We start from the raw sequence: 17,986 nt of genomic DNA, 5'->3' as shown, positions 1-17,986 counted from the left end.
ATCCAATTATGCTGGTTTCTCTGTCGTCACATACGTTCCGGCAATAAAATCATGAATAGAACGTTTATCTTCGCGCGCTGCCACCATAATGGCGCTAATAATGAGAGCGATGCCAAGCGTTAACCCATAAACAAGTCCGCCGACAACGGACCGTAAAAACATCGTCCCGATTCCGACTTTTTCGCCATTTACTTTTGCGATGCGAATGCCCAACAACTTTTTCCCCACTGTATATCCAGACCAAACCGCCGGTACAACTAGACCGTAAACGATGTTTGCTGCCGTAGTGAACCAATTCTCCTCCCAGCTTCCCGTAATAAGGTAGCCGATAAGCACTAGCGGCAAACCGACAATAAGACCGTCTAATAAGCCAGCCGCTAACCGTTTCCAAAATCCCGCTGGATTCCTCACCATGATACAATCCCCTTTCTTTCCCTTCATCACTACAATGTATTCATCACCATTGCATCCGATTCATGGAAGATTATTATTTATCATACCGGTTTATCTCTTTATTGACAATGCATGACATTATTTTTTCATTATCGAACTTTGAAAAACAGTTCAATTTAATGCAATTTCGCCACAACGACAGAAATATCATCGAGAAACGGATACTCTTCCTTAAACATTTTATTTATATGTACTATCATATTTTTGTTGTCTAAATGAATATATGGTTTTAGTTTTTCCCGGAACATTTCGATATTGGTTCTAACAGAACCATGGGCCCCTTCGACTACTCCATCCGAGTACAGCACTAACGTTGCTCCTGGAGCGTAATTTAGTTTTCCCGTTTCCACATGGAGATACGATAATAACCCGATCGGGGCACATCCTTGGTCCAGCTCCTCGACTAAACCGTTTGGATGAAATAAAAAGCCAGGAGGATGACCTGCCGAAGCATATTCAATGAACTTTTCTTTTGTGTTTACCATCGCATAAACGGCAGTAAAATAATACGTATTCATTGGCCCATCTTCATGGTACAACAACTGCATATGTTTATTTAACTCATGAAATACTTCTTGCGGATAAATGCATTTTCGAATAACCCCATTTAATAATGAACGAACGGACATACAAATGAGTGAAGCAGCTACTCCGTTCCCCATCACATCCATCAAAAAGATCCCGTATCGGTCGCTATCAATCCGATACCATGCGTACATATCTCCCCCTAATTCTCCTGAAGGGACATACATACCATATATATCAATCGCTTCCGTTTTAAGCGGCTTGCTCAATACACGTTTTTGCACTTCCTGCGCTAACTTTAAATCATCTTTTAAGCTTGTTGCGGTCTTTTCGTTTTTGATCATATCTGAAAATAGAAAAAGATAAAAAATCAGACGCCCTTCTTTATCATGAATCGCTGTAATCGTCGTCTGTTGAGCATACACTTCCCCATTTTTCCGGCGCCCACGCAGACTCCCTCTCCACTGTCCTTTTTCAGCGACAGTTTTCTTAATGGTTTGATAAAAATGTTCATTGTAGTAACCAGAATACAAAAAGTCTAATGATAAACCGATTGCTTCTGACCCGTACCCCGTAATTTCTGTAAAAGCGGGATTAATAAATTGAATAACTCCATTTTCATCTGTAATCAATATAGCCTGCTGTACATGTTCGCACACTTTTTCCGCTAGTAAAAGCTTTTCATTCATTTTTTTTATCTCCGTAATATCCGTAATCACTCCACTTAACATTACTAGCTTTCCATTTTCATCAAATGCGGGAAACGTTTGATCCAAAACCCAACGAACCGTCCCATCCTGTTGATGAATAATGCGATATTCATGTTCAAGACAGCTTCCCTTCCAAAGAGCAGATTGCTTTTTCTCTATCTTTTCTCGATCTTCCGGGTGAATAACTTTTTTCCATAGCTCTACATCTTGATAAAAGGCTTCAGGCTGTATTCCGTAAATCTTCTCGCAAGACGGAGAAACAAAAATAACCCGCCTTTCCGCTAAGTTGGCTAGCCAATAAACTTGGTCCGCTTTATTATAGAGTGTGTTCCATTCGTCAAGAAGTTCCAATAATTCTTTTAACGAAACATTTTTGTCTTTCCTGATTTTTTGCAAATGCTTATGAATCATACCCATTCTCCATAAAAAAATTAATCGCATCTTTTTCCGTATCGAAAAGTTTAATAAACGAAGCAAACTTAACAATATGGAAAATTTCTTGAAGCGAATCTCGAACCCCTGCGATCACCAGCTCTTTTTGCTGCTTTCTTGCCGTCATGACACTATTGGCAATAATGCCAAGACCAGCGCTATTAATATATTTCACTTGTTCCATATTTAATATGAGATACTCAGCTGGATTTTGAATAAACTTAGCCATCGCTTTTCGAAATTGTTCGGTATTGTTCAAAGTAATATCTTCATTCCATACGAAAACATCAATTAGTTCATGCTGTGCACCCATATTCCGTTCCTCCAACAGTCGTCAATGAGCTTTATATTTACACATATAAAACAATACGTTATTCCCTTTTTGTTCAATATAAACATCGTCTACAATATGAGTGATAAGCTGCAATCCCCTGCCACGTAAGCCTTTGTTGACCTCATCCTTTCTTGTAATGTCAAATTTCTTTCCATGTTGCTTTACACCAATAATCAAATTCTCTTTTCCACATTTCCAAAATACTTCAAAAGGCAGCTGGTTTGTTTTTTGACAATATTCATACGCGTTCGTACACGCTTCCTCCGTTGCTAATCGAAGAAAGAGACAATCACGTGGCAAAAATCCCATTTCACTTGCGATTTGCTCGGTTATATCCATCGCTTTCATAATATCAGAATCTGCCATTACTGTGATATTTCTCCTTATACTTATACTTTCCATCAATATTCCCCCTATTTCTTCTATAATATGTGTGCTAAATAGTACTTTTGTAAGTACGATAACACTTTCTATTCATAGGGGATGAGCATCTTTATAACAACACAGCAACATTGCACTATGTTCGCTTCTATATGTTTATTATAACTAAATACCTAGTTCTTATATACTATTGATGATTATAATACAAATTTATTTTGCTTCCTATTTCCTATATACCAAAACATTTCCATGTTAAACAAGCAGAAAATAAAAAAGGAACATCATCGATCCATAATTTTGTCTAATGATGTTCCTCATTGATAACTTTACGATTGTTTAACTGATATACAAGAGCAATTAGCTGAGAACGGTCGTTTACCCCTATTTTTTGAAAAATATTTGTAATATGGTTTTTCACCGTATGAATGCTAATAAATAATCGATCCGCAATTTCGCGGTTGCTGCATCCTTGGACTAATAAGTTTAACACATCCATCTCCCGGGTCGTTAAGCGTTCCGATAGCATATCGATATTCAATTCTTGCTTTGACGTCTGATAAGTATTTTGCTTCATGACCATTGTGCCGATCCCTATTAATGCCGCAACATATACTTCCGCTTCTTTTGCAGCCTCGATATCTTTCAAATGAACAGCCATCACGCCGTGCACATGTTCATGAACCGAAAATGAAATTTCCATTACAGTCCCAAACTTTGTTTCACGCAGCTTCGGTATATTTTCTAGCAGTCTTTTTTCAGTAGAAAAGTAGCGTTGGCAAACATCTTCATAATATTCTGTTACTTGTTGTTCTGAAATGGCGCCACAATGAACCTTTACTTTCCTTTTATGATCGGCTAACACTGTAAATGCGAAATCACCGTACGCCAGTTCCGCAACAAAATCCGTCATCATCCGTATAATTTCATCGGTATCTTTTACAACATTCATTGCCCGGCCAATTTCTATTAACATCGATAATCTCATGAAATGTCGATCCATTTTTATGTAAGCTAATTCATATTTGGAATGTAATTGCCAATATTTCATGAGAATAGCGCCGATTTGGACTGCCTCTTTCGGTAATGAACGTTTTGTTTGACTGCCGATCACAATCCATCCTTCTACTTCATCGTTGTGCAAAATCGGATATATCACAACAGTACTCGGTTTTATTCCATTTTTCACGAAAAAAGCAAAACGTGGGTCAAGCGCGGCATTTTCAACACAAACAACATTGTGCGAATGAAATAGGGAGTTTGATAGTGGAGGAAAAGCGGTCTTTATCTGCTGATTCCAAAGCTGTTCTGCCTTTTCTCCCACAGCGTGTGCAACAACCCATTCGCGATTTTGCCGTTTTATATACAATGAAAAATCTATATCAGAGTCTATCTTTTGAAACATATGTAAAAAATCGTCCATATGTAAAGAAAACTGTTGCGCACGATCCACTGCCGTATCTAATAAATAGAAGTACTGTTCGTAATGTTGTTTTTGTCTATTATTGCTAATAAACTCGCCACATATTGTTGCCATTTTTTCAATATCATTTAACTTTTTTTCCACCGACGATATCGTTTGCTCTTTTGTTTGTTCAATGGCTTGAAGCCATATTTGTGAGTCAGGGAAACGAAAACACTGCTCCTTGATCATCGGTTTTGTCTCTTCTTCAATAAACGCACCTGCCCAAATCCAATACTCGACTTTTTGTTCCACTAGTACAGGTGCGACAATTGCCTTTACTCCCCAATACCCTGTCTGAACAACCATCGGACGTTGCCATTCGGTATAGTCATTCGGAAAACATGAAGGAGGAAACGGCTTATCTGGAGAAAAAAGTACAAGCTCCGCTAATTCCGTTATATTTGAGACTTTTGTAACAGGTTGATGCTGTAAATCAAGCATAATAATGCTTAACTCCGTGAGTGCTGCATATGCATCTTGAACATGCTGCAAAAAATCTTTAATATTCAATTCCTCCTCAACTCACTTACTTGTAATATTGTCATCCTTATCTATTATTTACGTATAAGTAAAGCGAAGTCAAGTTTAGGAAAATAAGGATAGATAATTCAACTATATAGTCCTATTTTCATATGTTCAATATCATAAGTCGATCTCTTAATAATCTTTTAGTCTTGAAATGCCGATGGATCAAAACCATCAGTTAACAGGCAAACAACCTCTACCATTTTCCATCTATTGTTTACGATTCTATTAATTCAATCTTTCATAACATATAAAAGGCCCGGCACGTTCGTATCATGCCAGGCTTCTGTATTCGTTACTCATGGCTCCATTGTTTTTCGGTCTGCCATCTCTTTATCAATGTTCCAATTTGATATTTGATGCTCTATTTTCTTTTTTATGATCTCGCATGTATACAAGGAATAACGAACTTGCAAACCATGTAATCAAACCAGAGATAAAACTTCCCCACCAATTTTGTGTAAGTTGTAGAGAAAATAAAACCGTTAACACACAAATGAAACCACCAATCATCCCATAAACAGATCCTTGTGCAGTTTTCGCTGCATCTTTAGAACCTTTCTTCATGCCAACCATCATCACAGCAACAACCATAACGGCTGGAAATGCGGCAAAAATTCCCCCGATAACTTTCCATGGTAATAGTTTTGCCGTTACATAACTTAACACAACAGCTGATCCTCCGAATAAAAAACGGAAAAATAAATCACGTCTATCCATACAATCACCTTTAATTAAAAATATCCTGAAATGACAGCAAAAATGATGGAAATGAGAAACCATCCAGCTATTGATTGTGTAAGTCCACGTTTCCAACCTTGCTTAGTACAAAAGTAAACGGCCCCTATTGCACACATAATATTGATGAACATCCCAACAACGGCTCCTTGGGATAGAACAATCGACTTTTCCACTAATTCACTGCCCTTTGCATCGAGCCGAAGTGTCAGTAATGCTGCTAAAAATACAGCGGGAAAGGCAGCAAAAATTCCTCCCATTTTTGATCCTAATTTTCTTGAGATAATGGTAGAAGCGACAACCGCGCTTCCCCCTAATAAAAATCGAATGACTATTCCACTAATCGATAATGACTCCAAGATAGATTCATCCTTTCTTTGGTGACCAATCTAGTGAGATAAATATTATTTTTATATATTTATTTGTGATTATTTTCACGTATATATTGTAAACGATAATAAAACAAACGCTTGTGAACTTTTATTTAATTTTTTTCTTGTAACGCTTACACTTCCAAATTTGTGACAAATGTTTGAATAAAACTTATTTTTTTTCTTACTCCCAACCATGGCGGCAAATATTTTTATAGTAAATCGATTTAATCATCATATGAACAACGTAAATGCAAACATTCAAAAACAGCATGGCTAGCTGGAACATCAATGAACATTCTGAACTGAAAAAATCTACAAGAGAAAGAGGGAATGCCTCCTTTTGGCTATCTCATCTCCGAATATTCAATAGCCTAATTTTGGAAATACAAACACTTAACCTACAACTTGTCTAATCAAACTTATTATCCTGCTCATATATTAATATCGAATCTTAATTAAAAGAGGTGAAACATATGTCAAAAGATTGGGAAGAAAAATGTAAAGATCACCATAAGCCAAAGATAAGATGTGGTTGTATTAATGGGCAAGTAGTGACAGTGAATGGACCTGCAACGCAAGGACCTCCGGGACCTCCAGGACCTCCAGGACCTCCAGGGGCTGGTGCTATTATTCCGTATGCATCTGGACTAACTCCTGTTGCACTGTCTACAACTGATGTTTTAGGTGTAGTAGTTAGTACTGGATCTATCCTTGGATTCGGAAGTTCTGCGCCAACTGTTGACCTTAGTGCAGGAACACTAAATCTAGGCACCGCCGCCATAAACATTCCTGACTTCGCATTTGTGGTTCCTCGTGCCGGAACAGTCACATCCATATCTGCATTCTTTAGCGCTACAGTAGGTGTAACTTTAGCTACAGCTGGAACAGTCAGAGCAGAATTATGGAGGGCATCTGCACTAAGCAACTCCTTTACTCCAACAGGCGTTTTTGTAGATTTAGCACCAAACTTCGGCCCTATAGTTTCCGTTGGCAATACTGCTGCTAATACTGCTGCGGCGTCACTTCCAGTAGCTGCGGGTGATAAACTATTACTGGTTTTTTCTTTAAGGACATCTGGATCTACTCTAATTAATATCGGCGCCCTTACAGGTTTTGCAAGTGCAGGTATTGGAATCAGTTAATAAATAGCCCATGACCTAGTCGACACAAAAGGGAGACATCCTCATAATAAGGATGCCTCTCCAAAGTGTTGAAAAAGGAAAAAGTTCACGCTCCTCGTGAACTTTTTCTTTTCTTTCATGATCCCTATCCGCGATCCACTGTGTAGAGCCCGCAATGATTTAAAATCTGCGTCCACCACCTATATTTCCTCCGCTAGCTCTTTCTCCTGCGGCTGTTTCATCACCACATCGTTAATCAGTATATTTCTTTCACTTTTTATGGTCAATAAGTGACACGACATAACTGCCAAAAAAGGAAAACGGCACCGTCCCGAACAGTCTACGCTGTTCGGGCCAGCGCCGATAATCGGTGATCCGATTTCAATCGTGCCCCACATCACCATGGAATAGTCAAGTTAAGCGGCGGCTTGCTGAGTACGTCAGCCAGCTGCTGTTTGATATCGGCCAATGTCTCCGGCGACTTGGCTTCGGCGCGCAGAACAAGGATAGGCTGCGTATTCGATGGACGCACCAATCCCCAACCATCCTTGAACTGAATGCGGGCGCCGTCCACGTCCACGACCTCATGACTGCTTGCAAACCGCTGTTTGACCGCGGCGATGGCTTCCGCCTTCTGCTCTTCCGGACAAGGCACGCGCGTCTCCGGAGTGGCATGATACCGTGGGACGTCGGCAAATAGCTGCGACAGCTTGCGGTCATCATTGGAGAGTATACGCAACAACCGCCCCGCCGCGTACAAGGCGTCATCATAGCCGTAGAACTCGTCATTGAAGAACAGATGTCCGGACATTTCGCCTGCAAACGGAATCTCTGGCCGGCTGCGCAGTGTTGCCTTAATATGTGAATGGCCAGTGCGATGGAAGAACGGTTTGCCGCCAAGCCGTTCGATTTCCTCGACCAACGCCTGTGAACACTTGACCTCAACCGGCGCTTCGGCCCCTGGATAGCGACGGAGAATCTCACGCCAGAATAAAATCATCAATTGGTCGCCCCAGAGGATGTTTCCTTCCTCGTCGACGACGCCCAATCGGTCACCGTCGCCATCGAATGCCACACCGAGATCCGCCTTTTCCCGTCGCACCACGTCAATTAAATCCTTCAGATTCTCCGGCACTACCGGATCTGGATGGTGATTAGGGAATGTCGGGTCGGATTCGCAATACAAAGGTATGACCTCGCAGCCCCATGCCTCCAAGGCTTTCGGCGCAATCGCCGAAGGGGTCCCGTTGCCGCAATCGACCACTACCTTGAGCTTGCGCGATCCCAGCTGGATCTTGTCTTGCAGCATTTTCAGATAGGCTGGTTCGATGTCAAGCGTCTCCACATATCCTTCCTTCCACGTGTCGATGCGGTTGATCCCTTGTGAGTGGAGAATCCGCTCCATCGTCCGCCGCAATTCCTGAATGCGCTCGCCATAAATGGTAGTCTTATTCATTGCAATCTTAAAACCGTTTTCGTCGCCTGGATTGTGGCTTGCGGTGATGATCATGCCGCACGGCACATTAGTGTACTCGAGGCTGTAGTAGAACATCGGGGTCGTCACCTGACCGATGTCAATCACCCGACACGACGCCTGGCTAAGCCCCGCAATCAGCGCACGGTGTAATGCAGGTGAAGAGATGCGGTTGTCGTGGCCAACCACCACTTTCTCCTCACCGGCTTGCCGTACCATTTCCGCAAACGCCAATCCTAACAAATAGGCAAAATTCTCGTCGAGCTCCTCTCCTGCGCGTCCGCGAATATCGTACTCTTTAAACACGTGCTTCGGTAGAACGGATCGTTGTTCCATCGAAAGACTCATTGAAAGCCACCTCCAATTGCAAGGAATTTGCCATAGCTTCCGTCAATAAATAGGAAAGTGTCGACTCAGCCCCTCGATTCGGATTCGGCCCATCCGAATTTAGGCCGTCACAGCAGCTCCCATCGCTCAGATCGGCGAGGGGAACACCGAGGTCGTTATCGCCATAAAACCAATCGCGGCAGCGGCGAACGACTTCTCGGTACGTGTCGTCTCCCAATACCCGATAGGCCTCGCGGGCGGCCAAGGCCAGTTTCATCACATCAACGGGTTGCTGATCCCAGTCAGCGCGTCCGTTGCGGCTGCACCAACCGCGATTGCCGATAGGACGGATGACGCCTCCCTGGCCGCTCATCTTATCCAGCAGGAAGTCGAGGCTTTCTTTAGCTACCTGCAGCGTCTCGACGCGGCCGCGATACCGATAGGCCACAAACAACGCCCACGGCAACAGCCCATTGGCGTAGGTGATTTGCGGCTCATACCAACGCCAGTCATCCGTTCTGTTCATGTGGTAAGCGTCGAGCAAACTCCGCTCGAATACGTCCGCCAGATTGATGAGATCAGCCTCGGTCACACCAGAAGGCAAATCCAAACCGTCTCTCCGCTTAGACAATAGCAGACAACAAGTCGCAAGAGCCCATGCCTGACCGCGCAAAAACCGCAACCCGCGGCTGGCCGAAAGCGCCCGGCCCAGGATCTCGGCGGCCACACATCTCCGGGCCTCATCATCGAGATTTACGTACGCCACTGCCGCAGCCCAGAGTGATCGGCCTAGGCAGTCGTCTGAGCGTGATTCTGATTCCGGCGTCCGGTCAAAATGAAAGTTATTCTGGAACCAGCCGTCCTCCCTCTGCGCCCAGAGCAAGAAGGCCAAGTATCGATCCAACAGCCGATATAGCCTGTTTTGCTCCTTGGACTCATCGTCTCCAAGTAAATCAAGCCACTCCATGCACACCCAGATGGCACGCGCATTGTCATCGGTTGAGTATCCCTCGCGTCGGCGCGGGATGCGCCCCAAGCTATGCTCAAGCAGCCCCGTGTCGTCAGTCATGCGTTCTAAATGATCGAACTTAACGACTGACAGAGGCAACGGGATTCACCTCTCCTTCCAATCGCTCTTTGGCTTTTTCATCACCGTCCGTTCCACTGCAGAGCTTTGCAAACAGCTGCAGGTGTTGCTCGCCTACACGAGGCCAGTGCGTCGTTTCACCAATCTTCCGAATCCGCTCTTCCCACTGCCGCAAAGCCGCATCATCGGCCAACAGCCGCCGCAACTGCCGCTCCCAAGCTTCAGTGTCGCCGTACGGCAGCAACAGTTCCTCGCATCCGCGCAACAGGTCGCGGGCATGTTCATATGGAGTCGAGAGAACCGGACGGCCCACGCCAACCGCATAGGCCAAGGTGCCGCTGGTAATTTGCTGCATCCCCGGATACGGAGTGACGTAAAGATCACACGCCGTCAAATAGGCGATGAGTTCCTCCTCGCTAAAATAGCGGTCGATCATTCGTACGTTCTCCTCCAGTCCGAGGCGACGGATCATCTCCTGAAGCTCCTCGCGGTACGCTTCCCCTTCGCGTTTTTTCACTTCAGGGTGTGTCTGTCCGGCGATGACATATAGCGTCTCCGGCACTTCGCGAACGACTCCCGGCAAGGCGGAGATCACTGACTCGATGCCCTTGCCGCGATTGAGCAATCCAAAAGTGAACATAACCTTGCGTCCTTCGAAGCCCAAGCGGCGGCGAAGGCGATCCCGTTCCTCACTGAGCGGCTTTGGTGAACCGTGCGGAATGTAGAAGATTTTACTCTCCGGCAAGTTAAACGCTCGTGTCAGGTACGAAATCGCCTGACGATTCATAACCACGATAGCGTCGCTCGCATCGGCAATTTCTTGCTGAATACGGCGATAAGGCGGTTGAGGATCAGCAAAGATGGTATGAAACGTCGTGACAAGCGGCTTTTTCAGGGCTCGGACGAAGTCCAGTATGTATTCACCCGCTTCGCCTCCGAAAATACCGAACTCGTGCTGCAAGACCACTACTGAGACATCGCTAAGATTAACCCGTTCCGCCATTCGCGTGTAAGCCGCTCGGTCCTGTGCTGCCAGCGGCCAAAACTTCGGATTGTTCCGGTACACTGAATCGTCATCGCTTTCGTTATAGAGCACAATCACCGGATCGACATCTCGTCGTTTGCCGGCGGCGCTCACGCTCTCAAGAAGATGCTCGGTGAACGTGGCAATGCCGCAACGACGCGGTGGATATGTGCTGACGTATGCGATCCGCTTCATGCCTGCATCACCTCTTGAGGTTGGTTGATAATGGAATTTTTGAACTCCTCGCCGGCAGGCGCCACGGTCCGATACCCGAAAATGCTGTTGCTGAGACGGCTACCATCGCGCACGACTGAACGATCCCAAAGGATGGAGTTCGAACAATGCACGCGAGCACCGATGTAGCAGTTATCACCAATCACCGCGTATGGACCAATCACCGCTTGGTCGCCTACTTTCACATTATTTCCAATTAATACCGGTGGCACCAAGAGGACGCCGGAACCTAATTCGACGCCTTCCCCTGTCCAAACACCAGGCTGAACCTGACGCCCTTGCATGGAAAGAGGAAAACGTCGGTCGAGCGCATCCCAATGGACTTGGCGATAACGTGCCGGAGTTCCCATGTCGCGCCAGTAGCCACTGCTTACCATACCGTAGACGCCAGCGTTTTCCTGAATCAAACGCGGGAACGTTTCGCGTTCAATCGAGACCTCGCGTTGCGCCGGAATATAACGCATAACCTCCGGTTCGAGGATGTACAAGCCGGCGTTGATTCGATTTGACGGTGCCTCTTCAGGGCGCGGTTTCTCAATAAAACGCAAGATCCGTCCGGTATCATCCTGTTCAACTACTCCGTATGAAGAAGGATCATCTACTTCTGTCAGTGCAATGGTGGCAATTCCACCGTGCTGGCGGTGAAACTCAAGAAGAGGAATCAACTGTGGCAAGTGGACGATGTCGGCGTTGAAAACCAAGAACCGCTCATCGAGTAGTCGCTCCGCGTTTTTGATGGCTCCTGCCGTCCCCATCGGAAACGGTTCGAGAGCATACTCAATCTTCACTCCCCAGCGCCGTCCGTCGCCGAAGTAACGACGAATCACATCTGAGCAGTGGTGAGCGGCTATGACAAACTGATCGACGCCTTGTTCACGCAGATGAGTGATGAGGTGTTCCAACCATGGGCGATTTGCAATGGGTGCCATTGGTTTCGGTAGGTTTTCAGTTAGCGGACGTAGACGTGTGCCCAAACCTCCAGCTAGCAGCAATGCTTTCATTTTGCCATCCCTCCATTAGTTTCGAAATTCATAGGGTTTACTAAATTACTATGAAGACCGAAACAGATGGATGAATGAAAAAATGAAAGATGAGAGGTTGATTGTTAGCACTCAATATCACCGGTTGCTAATAATTAGTATACATAATATCCCCTGTGATGGCAAGTAAAACGCTCGTACTTTTGGTTGGACCACATTGAGTTTGCTCAGCGATCTCCATGCTGCTAAAGAGAAAGCCTGAGGATTTGGGACTTTGCGTCCCTCTGTGCTAAGAAGAACGCAAAACAGGAGCGCCAAAAGCTGTCTTTTCGGTATAATACAATTGTTGACATAATATAAGATAATAAGGATTCATACGAGATGAAGGAGGTAAAGATGCCATGCCTTATCCGCTCCCACCATATCGCGTAGGAATTGCCGGCGCAGGCGCTTTTGCTGAGTTCTTGGCCGGCGCTCTTGCTCCGTTGCCGGAATTTCAGTTGACAGCCGTTGCTGGCCGTACTGACGAAAAGCGCCAGCGCGTGCTGGACGCCTATCGCCACCATCGATCCGATGCCGCTCCCCCGCGCGAATATCGGGAAGCGTCCGAGCTTATCCACGATCCGGACATCGACGTGGTGATCCTGACAACACCGCCTCACCTCCACGCACCGCTCGGCGAACTTGCGTTGACGAAAGGAAAGCATCTGTTGCTGGAAAAACCAGGGGCGCTGACTTCAGCGGCGCTGAAAAGCAATGCCCAGCTCGCAGCGAAACAACGGCGAGCGTTCGCCGTCAATCTGGTCTTGCGCTACAACCCGTTGGTGGAAGCGGTCGAATGGATGCTCCGTCACCATCTATTGGGTCGTGCGCACCACGCCAGTCTCCACAACGCCGCACACCGCGTCACATCTGGGCATTGGTTCTGGAACCGCGAATTGAGTGGAGGCATCTTCATCGAACATGGGGTTCACTTCTTCGAAGTCGGTCGCCACTGGTTTGGCGAACCTGTGGATGCGCGCGGTTTTGCCGCAACCGAAGCAAACGGCGAGCAGTCGCGCGTGTGGGCGAGTGTGATTCACCGCAGCTGCACACGTCAGGGCCATGTACAGAAAGCGCAATTGCCTACAGAAGAGGCAGGCGCCGAATCTCCGAACGAGTACGTACCGGTTCAGTACTACCACGGATTCACAATGGAGGCGGACGCTCCCGAATCGACACAATGGGAAGTCCACTGTGCCCAAGGGCGGATTGTGCTCGAAGGCTGGATTCCTCAACGTCTGTACGTCGAGGGCGTACTCACAGCAGAACAGGCAGAACTAATCGACGCTCTTCTCGACACCATACCTACGCAACCTGCGGCAAACGCTGGCGAACAGGTACGGACATGGGCCGCATCGCGGTTCCCGTCGTCCGATCGTACATCCTCTTCTTCCGTTTCCCGCCTACCGTATCGGCGGACGTTATCATTAGTTGATCGACAAGGATGGTATGAGGCGATGGCTCAAGCCCGCTTCCTAGACTTTTGCCGGATGATCCAAGACCCGAACTGGAGCGGACTGGTAACGCCCGACGACGCCGCATCCGACCTAGCCCTCGCCGAAGCTTGCACGGTTTCGGAAGCTTGGCAGGAAGGCTTGAGTCGGGACTTTTCATCCAATCAGACGAGACCGCTTTCACCTTGATTCGCACCCAACCATCTCCTTTCTGGACATCATTAAATAATTCCATCTGTTGGGCGTACGAAAAAAAACCGCCAACCAGGGAAACGCCTGGTTGGCGGTTTCAAATTTTTATAGTTCTGTCGTTGGAAATCAAAACTACCCTATCGTCGTGAACCTTTCTCACCTATGCCACTGAGCCGAATATCATCTATGAAGTAAAAGAAAATCTATATATTTGACCAATGATGCACAACAGGGATTAAGAGTAACCATTCTTCCAAAAATAACAACTGCCCGCTAATTTATCCGGCATCCACGTCGCCTCCCTTTCGCCAATACAATACAGAAAACTAAGACAGGCACAAATCAAAAGAAAAGATCCCTTCATCCATCTTAATAGAAAATAGATAACAAATAATAACATTAACAAACTTAATTTGCTAAAATAATAGAAAAAAATAAATTTTCAGGTGAGCAACTTGGAAAAGAAAGGTTTCTTTGAAGAACTATATCTCGCAAATAAAACATATCCCGAATCAAATATCATTCAACGTCTTTCTCCAAAAGAATATATAGAAGTCCTTATTCTTCATGCAGCAAAGCAGCTTGGAGATAAATTTAAGCGCCTTGCCGACGAAAATCGTTTTGATGAGATTATCCAGCTGACAGAACACATTTCCAATTTAGCATCCGATCATCAACAAGAATTTTCTTTACCGCTTTCGATGATTACATATAACTATTCCAACAGGGAATTACCTGTTATTGAAGATTTGTTTTTATCAAGATTGAACTTGTTGCATAATGAGAAACACTCAATGAAAAACTTTTTTAAAACTCTTAAATATGAAATGTTGACGGCCGACTCTGTTGATTTTATGGTCAGTTTTATTCGTATGTCGGGATTACAGCTCATCATCCGGCCGCTATTAGAGCTTGAAAAACGAAACATACCGGTTCGCATTATTACCTCTACCTACTTAGGAATTACAGAAGTCAAAGCGCTCAAAAAACTCATGCAATTTTCCAACGTTCAAGTCAAGATGATCGATACGCAAACAGAATCATTTCATACAAAAGCGTATATGTTTCATAGAAATTCAGGATTGAATACGGTCATTATCGGCTCTTCCAATCTTTCTCATTCCGCTTTAATTAATGGGCATGAGTTGAACGTTAAACTCCCTGATACGAGTTTTCTGCCTATTTATGAACAAACAAAATGGATATTTGATCAAATCTGGAACAGCGAAGAAGCAGTTACGCTTGATAGCGAGTTTATTCGTTATTACAGTGAATTTATTGAAGCAAAACGAAAGCTCGAAAACTTCAGGAAAAAAGAAATGATAGCAGCCGAAACAAAAGAACACTATCAAACCAAACACAGCATTAAACCAAATGCCATGCAGGAAAAAGCATTAAGAAATCTTCAACATACAAGAAAAAATGGCAATAACAAAGGCGTCATCATAGCGGCAACTGGAACGGGAAAAACGTACTTGTCCGCATTTGATGTGAAAGCATTTAATCCGAAAAAACTTCTCTTTATCGCTCATCGGGAAGAGCTTTTAGATAATGCGATTAAGACATTTCAGCAAGTGATCCCGAAGAAAGAAATTTTCGGAAAAATTACTGGAACGGTCAAAGAATTTGATAAACCTTATCTGTTCAGCACGGTCCAATCCCTGCATAAAGACGAGATTTTAAAACGATTTAAGCGAGACGAATTTGACTATATAATTATCGATGAATTTCATCATGCCGAAGCACCGACGTATCGAAAAGTGATCGACTATTTTCAACCGAAGTTTTTACTAGGCTTGACCGCTACGCCGGAACGAATGGATGGACGAGATGTTTTAGCGCTTTGTGACCATAACATTGTCTACGAAATTCGCTTGAGAGAAGCACTAGAGGCCAATTTACTAGCACCGTTTCACTATTTCGGTGTATCAGACCATACCGTTGACTACAGTAAAATCCCTCTTAAAAATGGCTTCTTTGATGAAGATGCTCTTGTAAAAGCATTAAAAACCAATGAACGGACAGATTTTATTATCGAAATGATTAAGACCTACGGCTACCACGGTGACCGGATGATCGGGCTAGGATTTTGCACAAACATTGAACACGCGAAATATATGAGTGAGGAATTTAACAAACGTGGATATCATACAACCTATTTAACCGGTGAGCACAGCATCGATTATCGAGAAAAAGTCATTAAACAGCTAGAAGATGAAAACCATCCTTTAGAGTTAATTTTTACTGTCAATATTTTTAACGAGGGAATCGATATTCCAAAGTTAAATTTAATTCTTTTCCTTAGACCAACGGAATCTTCTACTGTTTTTATCCAGCAGCTTGGAAGAGGATTACGGAAAGTAGAGGGAAAAGAATTTGTCACAATACTAGATTTCATTGGCAACTACCAAAAGTCGTTCGTCGTGCCGCTCGCTTTATCAGGGCAACTAAATCATAAAGCCTTTGACAAAGATTCGCTCCGAGTCGCGGTCACACATGAATTTGCCGATTTGCCGGCTGGTTCTTACGTTGATTTAGATCCAATTACGCAAAAAGAAATTTTAGATCGTATTGATTCGATCAAAATGAATTCAACGGACATGCTGAAGTCTCTGTATCAGCAATTTAAAAATGAACTTGGACGAGCTCCAGAAATCCTGGATTTCTTATATTATGAACAATCGCCAAGCCTGACGTTTTTCATTTATAAATATCAATCATGGATAAAAACAAAAGAAAAAATGAATGATGTAAATGAATTAGATAGAAAAATTTTGGGCCACCAGTTAATGAGTGAAATAGTAGAACGGCTCGAAAACCAGTTTCCAATAAAGTGGCCTTACGATTTCATTATTTTAGAATTAGCCTTTTTACAAAAAAATGTTTCGTATGCAGATGTCGTCAAACAGTTAGAAAAGAGATTTGCAACAAAAATTGACTTAGAAAAACATCAAACGCTTATTAGGCAGTCAATGGCCCGACTAGCAACCCCATATAAAAAACAAAAATGGTCGTTTGGCAAAGTCGTTGATGACAAATTTGTATTGAATGATGATATTCTTGCGGTAACAGAAGATCCAGAGTTTTATCAATACTTAAAGGATCGAATTGATTATGGAATTATTGAATTTAGACGAACGTATCATCCAGAAAGATTTCTCGCAAAAGGCGAAAAGCTTGTTCTTTATCAAAATTACACGAGAAATGACCTAATCTTCTTATTTGAAGCAGGAGTAAAAGAAGGTTCTTGGAGAGAAGGAGTAAGCCGAGTAGGCAACCATTATTTCTTGTTCGTAAACTTGAACAAATCAGAAAAAGTAGAAGAGCATTTGCAATATAAGGATTACTTTATCGATCAGCAGCATTTTCATTGGCAAAGTCAAAATCAAACGTCCCACGAGTCTTCTGTCGGGCAAAATTATATTTATCACAAAGAAAGAGGCATTCATATTCATTTGTTTGTGCGCAAGTTTGATCAAATGCACGGGATGACCTTGCCATTTATGTATCTTGGTGAGGTAGACTATGTATCCAGTTATGGCGATAAGCCAATGAACATTAAATGGCGGCTGCATCACCCCGTACCAGAAGACTTATACATTGACCTGATTCGTTAACAACATGGGGGCTTCCCCCACTGTGTTAAAACATTAAGGTGATGAGGGACAGCCCCCTTTTAATAAAGCTTGTACGGTTGGAATATCAGCGGGTGCCCATTCAAGAGAGTGTAATTCTTGAAGCGGCATCCATTTTAATTCCGCATGCTCTTTTGCGTTTGGCTCTCCTTCAATGATTTTTGCTTTATATGTAAGCAAATTAACAATCACATTCGGATATTCATGATGTACTTCTTCAATTTTTTCATACACTTCAATCGTGCATCCTAATTCTTCACGAATTTCTCTTACTAATGTCTCTTCAGGATTTTCTCCTTCTTCGATCTTTCCACCTGGAAACTCCCATAGATTCGGAAGTGACATTTCCGGAGAGTGTAGCGCGCACAAAATCTCATTTTGTTCATTATAAATGACCGCACCAACCACACGAACTGTTTTCTTCATCACAACCCGCCCCTTTTTCATGGTATTTTCTAGTTTATTTTAGCAAACAATTAGAT

The 17,986-nt window shown here is 44.0% G+C and carries 15 protein-coding genes; 3 read left to right on the top strand and 12 right to left on the bottom strand.

All coding sequences use genetic code 11. From position 1 onward, the window contains the following. Positions 1–6: 6 nt before the first annotated feature. From DER53_RS06490 to DER53_RS06460, 7 genes are all read right to left on the bottom strand, one after another. Positions 7–414: an RDD family protein gene (locus DER53_RS06490; protein WP_062754918.1), complete on the bottom strand. Its 408-nt coding sequence runs from the start codon at positions 412–414 to the stop codon at positions 7–9. A 155-nt stretch (positions 415–569) separates the two neighbouring features. Further along, entirely contained in the window at positions 570–2,099 is a 1,530-nt protein-coding gene (locus DER53_RS06485) for a SpoIIE family protein phosphatase (RefSeq protein ID WP_062754920.1), read from the bottom strand. Further along, positions 2,089–2,433, bottom strand: a complete 345-nt coding sequence (locus tag DER53_RS06480) for an STAS domain-containing protein (protein WP_062754922.1) — start codon at positions 2,431–2,433, stop codon at positions 2,089–2,091. Before DER53_RS06480 ends, DER53_RS06485 begins: the two co-directional genes overlap by 11 nt. A gap of 21 nt (positions 2,434–2,454) precedes the next feature. Then, positions 2,455–2,856 carry an ATP-binding protein gene (locus tag DER53_RS06475; protein WP_062754923.1) on the bottom strand — a complete coding sequence of 134 codons (402 nt, stop codon included), beginning with the start codon at positions 2,854–2,856 and terminating at the stop codon, positions 2,455–2,457. A gap of 280 nt (positions 2,857–3,136) precedes the next feature. Further along, positions 3,137–4,807, bottom strand: coding sequence for a response regulator transcription factor (locus tag DER53_RS06470; RefSeq protein WP_062754925.1), 1,671 nt, complete (start codon positions 4,805–4,807; stop codon positions 3,137–3,139). 351 nt (positions 4,808–5,158) lie between these two features. Further along, the gene (locus DER53_RS06465) at positions 5,159–5,542 is read right to left on the bottom strand and encodes a DUF3147 family protein (protein ID WP_062754926.1); all 384 of its coding nucleotides are present in this window, start codon (positions 5,540–5,542) and stop codon (positions 5,159–5,161) included. A gap of 14 nt (positions 5,543–5,556) precedes the next feature. Beyond that, entirely contained in the window at positions 5,557–5,919 is a 363-nt protein-coding gene (locus tag DER53_RS06460) for a DUF3147 family protein (RefSeq protein ID WP_174525698.1), read from the bottom strand. 488 nt (positions 5,920–6,407) lie between these two features. Here DER53_RS06460 and DER53_RS06455 point away from each other — a divergent pair, with 488 nt between their 5' ends. Further along, positions 6,408–7,076, top strand: coding sequence for an exosporium glycoprotein BclB-related protein (locus DER53_RS06455; protein WP_062754928.1), 669 nt, complete (start codon positions 6,408–6,410; stop codon positions 7,074–7,076). 376 nt (positions 7,077–7,452) lie between these two features. On the opposite strand, the gene DER53_RS06450 is transcribed toward DER53_RS06455, so the two are convergent. From DER53_RS06450 to DER53_RS06435, 4 genes are read right to left on the bottom strand one after another with little or no spacing between them, the layout of a single operon-like run. Beyond that, positions 7,453–8,877 (bottom strand): phosphomannomutase/phosphoglucomutase, encoded by a 1,425-nt coding sequence (locus DER53_RS06450; protein WP_062754930.1) that lies wholly within the window; start codon positions 8,875–8,877, stop codon positions 7,453–7,455. Further along, positions 8,828–9,964 (bottom strand): glycosyl transferase, encoded by a 1,137-nt coding sequence (locus tag DER53_RS06445; RefSeq protein ID WP_121910032.1) that lies wholly within the window; start codon positions 9,962–9,964, stop codon positions 8,828–8,830. Before DER53_RS06445 ends, DER53_RS06450 begins: the two co-directional genes overlap by 50 nt. Continuing rightward, positions 9,945–11,162 carry a glycosyltransferase family 4 protein gene (locus tag DER53_RS06440; protein ID WP_062754932.1) on the bottom strand — a complete coding sequence of 406 codons (1,218 nt, stop codon included), beginning with the start codon at positions 11,160–11,162 and terminating at the stop codon, positions 9,945–9,947. Before DER53_RS06440 ends, DER53_RS06445 begins: the two co-directional genes overlap by 20 nt. After that, entirely contained in the window at positions 11,159–12,202 is a 1,044-nt protein-coding gene (locus DER53_RS06435; RefSeq protein ID WP_062679318.1) for a nucleotidyltransferase family protein, read from the bottom strand. Before DER53_RS06435 ends, DER53_RS06440 begins: the two co-directional genes overlap by 4 nt. Positions 12,203–12,582: 380 nt before the next feature. Here DER53_RS06435 and DER53_RS06430 point away from each other — a divergent pair, with 380 nt between their 5' ends. Together DER53_RS06430 and DER53_RS06425 are read left to right on the top strand one after the other, a co-directional pair. Next, complete coding sequence (locus DER53_RS06430) at positions 12,583–13,866, top strand: Gfo/Idh/MocA family protein (protein WP_062754934.1); 1,284 nt, start codon at positions 12,583–12,585, stop codon at positions 13,864–13,866. Between the two features lie 458 nt (positions 13,867–14,324). Further along, positions 14,325–17,486: a DUF3427 domain-containing protein gene (locus DER53_RS06425; RefSeq protein WP_062754936.1), complete on the top strand. Its 3,162-nt coding sequence runs from the start codon at positions 14,325–14,327 to the stop codon at positions 17,484–17,486. Between the two features lie 33 nt (positions 17,487–17,519). On the opposite strand, the gene mutT is transcribed toward DER53_RS06425, so the two are convergent. Then, complete coding sequence (gene mutT, locus DER53_RS06420; RefSeq protein ID WP_121910031.1) at positions 17,520–17,930, bottom strand: 8-oxo-dGTP diphosphatase MutT; 411 nt, start codon at positions 17,928–17,930, stop codon at positions 17,520–17,522. Positions 17,931–17,986: the final 56 nt, after the last annotated feature.

Origin of the sequence: Parageobacillus toebii NBRC 107807 (assembly GCF_003688615.2) — a bacterium.
GTDB classification, from domain to species: Bacteria; Bacillota; Bacilli; order Bacillales; family Anoxybacillaceae; genus Parageobacillus_B; species Parageobacillus_B toebii.
Note: the sequence above shows the minus strand (reverse complement) of the source record. Positions and strands in the feature narration are given on the sequence as shown.

Coding starts and splice junctions, on each gene's coding strand:
- DER53_RS06450 (WP_062754930.1), bottom strand. CDS start 8,877: ATGAGTCTTTCGATGGAACAACGATCCGTTCTACCGAAGCACGTGTTT.
- DER53_RS06440 (WP_062754932.1), bottom strand. CDS start 11,162: ATGAAGCGGATCGCATACGTCAGCACATATCCACCGCGTCGTTGCGGC.
- DER53_RS06480 (WP_062754922.1), bottom strand. CDS start 2,433: ATGGGTGCACAGCATGAACTAATTGATGTTTTCGTATGGAATGAAGAT.
- DER53_RS06475 (WP_062754923.1), bottom strand. CDS start 2,856: ATGGAAAGTATAAGTATAAGGAGAAATATCACAGTAATGGCAGATTCT.
- DER53_RS06455 (WP_062754928.1), top strand. CDS start 6,408: ATGTCAAAAGATTGGGAAGAAAAATGTAAAGATCACCATAAGCCAAAG.
- DER53_RS06435 (WP_062679318.1), bottom strand. CDS start 12,202: ATGAAAGCATTGCTGCTAGCTGGAGGTTTGGGCACACGTCTACGTCCG.
- DER53_RS06485 (WP_062754920.1), bottom strand. CDS start 2,099: ATGATTCATAAGCATTTGCAAAAAATCAGGAAAGACAAAAATGTTTCG.
- mutT (WP_121910031.1), bottom strand. CDS start 17,930: ATGAAGAAAACAGTTCGTGTGGTTGGTGCGGTCATTTATAATGAACAA.
- DER53_RS06490 (WP_062754918.1), bottom strand. CDS start 414: ATGGTGAGGAATCCAGCGGGATTTTGGAAACGGTTAGCGGCTGGCTTA.
- DER53_RS06465 (WP_062754926.1), bottom strand. CDS start 5,542: ATGGATAGACGTGATTTATTTTTCCGTTTTTTATTCGGAGGATCAGCT.
- DER53_RS06430 (WP_062754934.1), top strand. CDS start 12,583: ATGCCTTATCCGCTCCCACCATATCGCGTAGGAATTGCCGGCGCAGGC.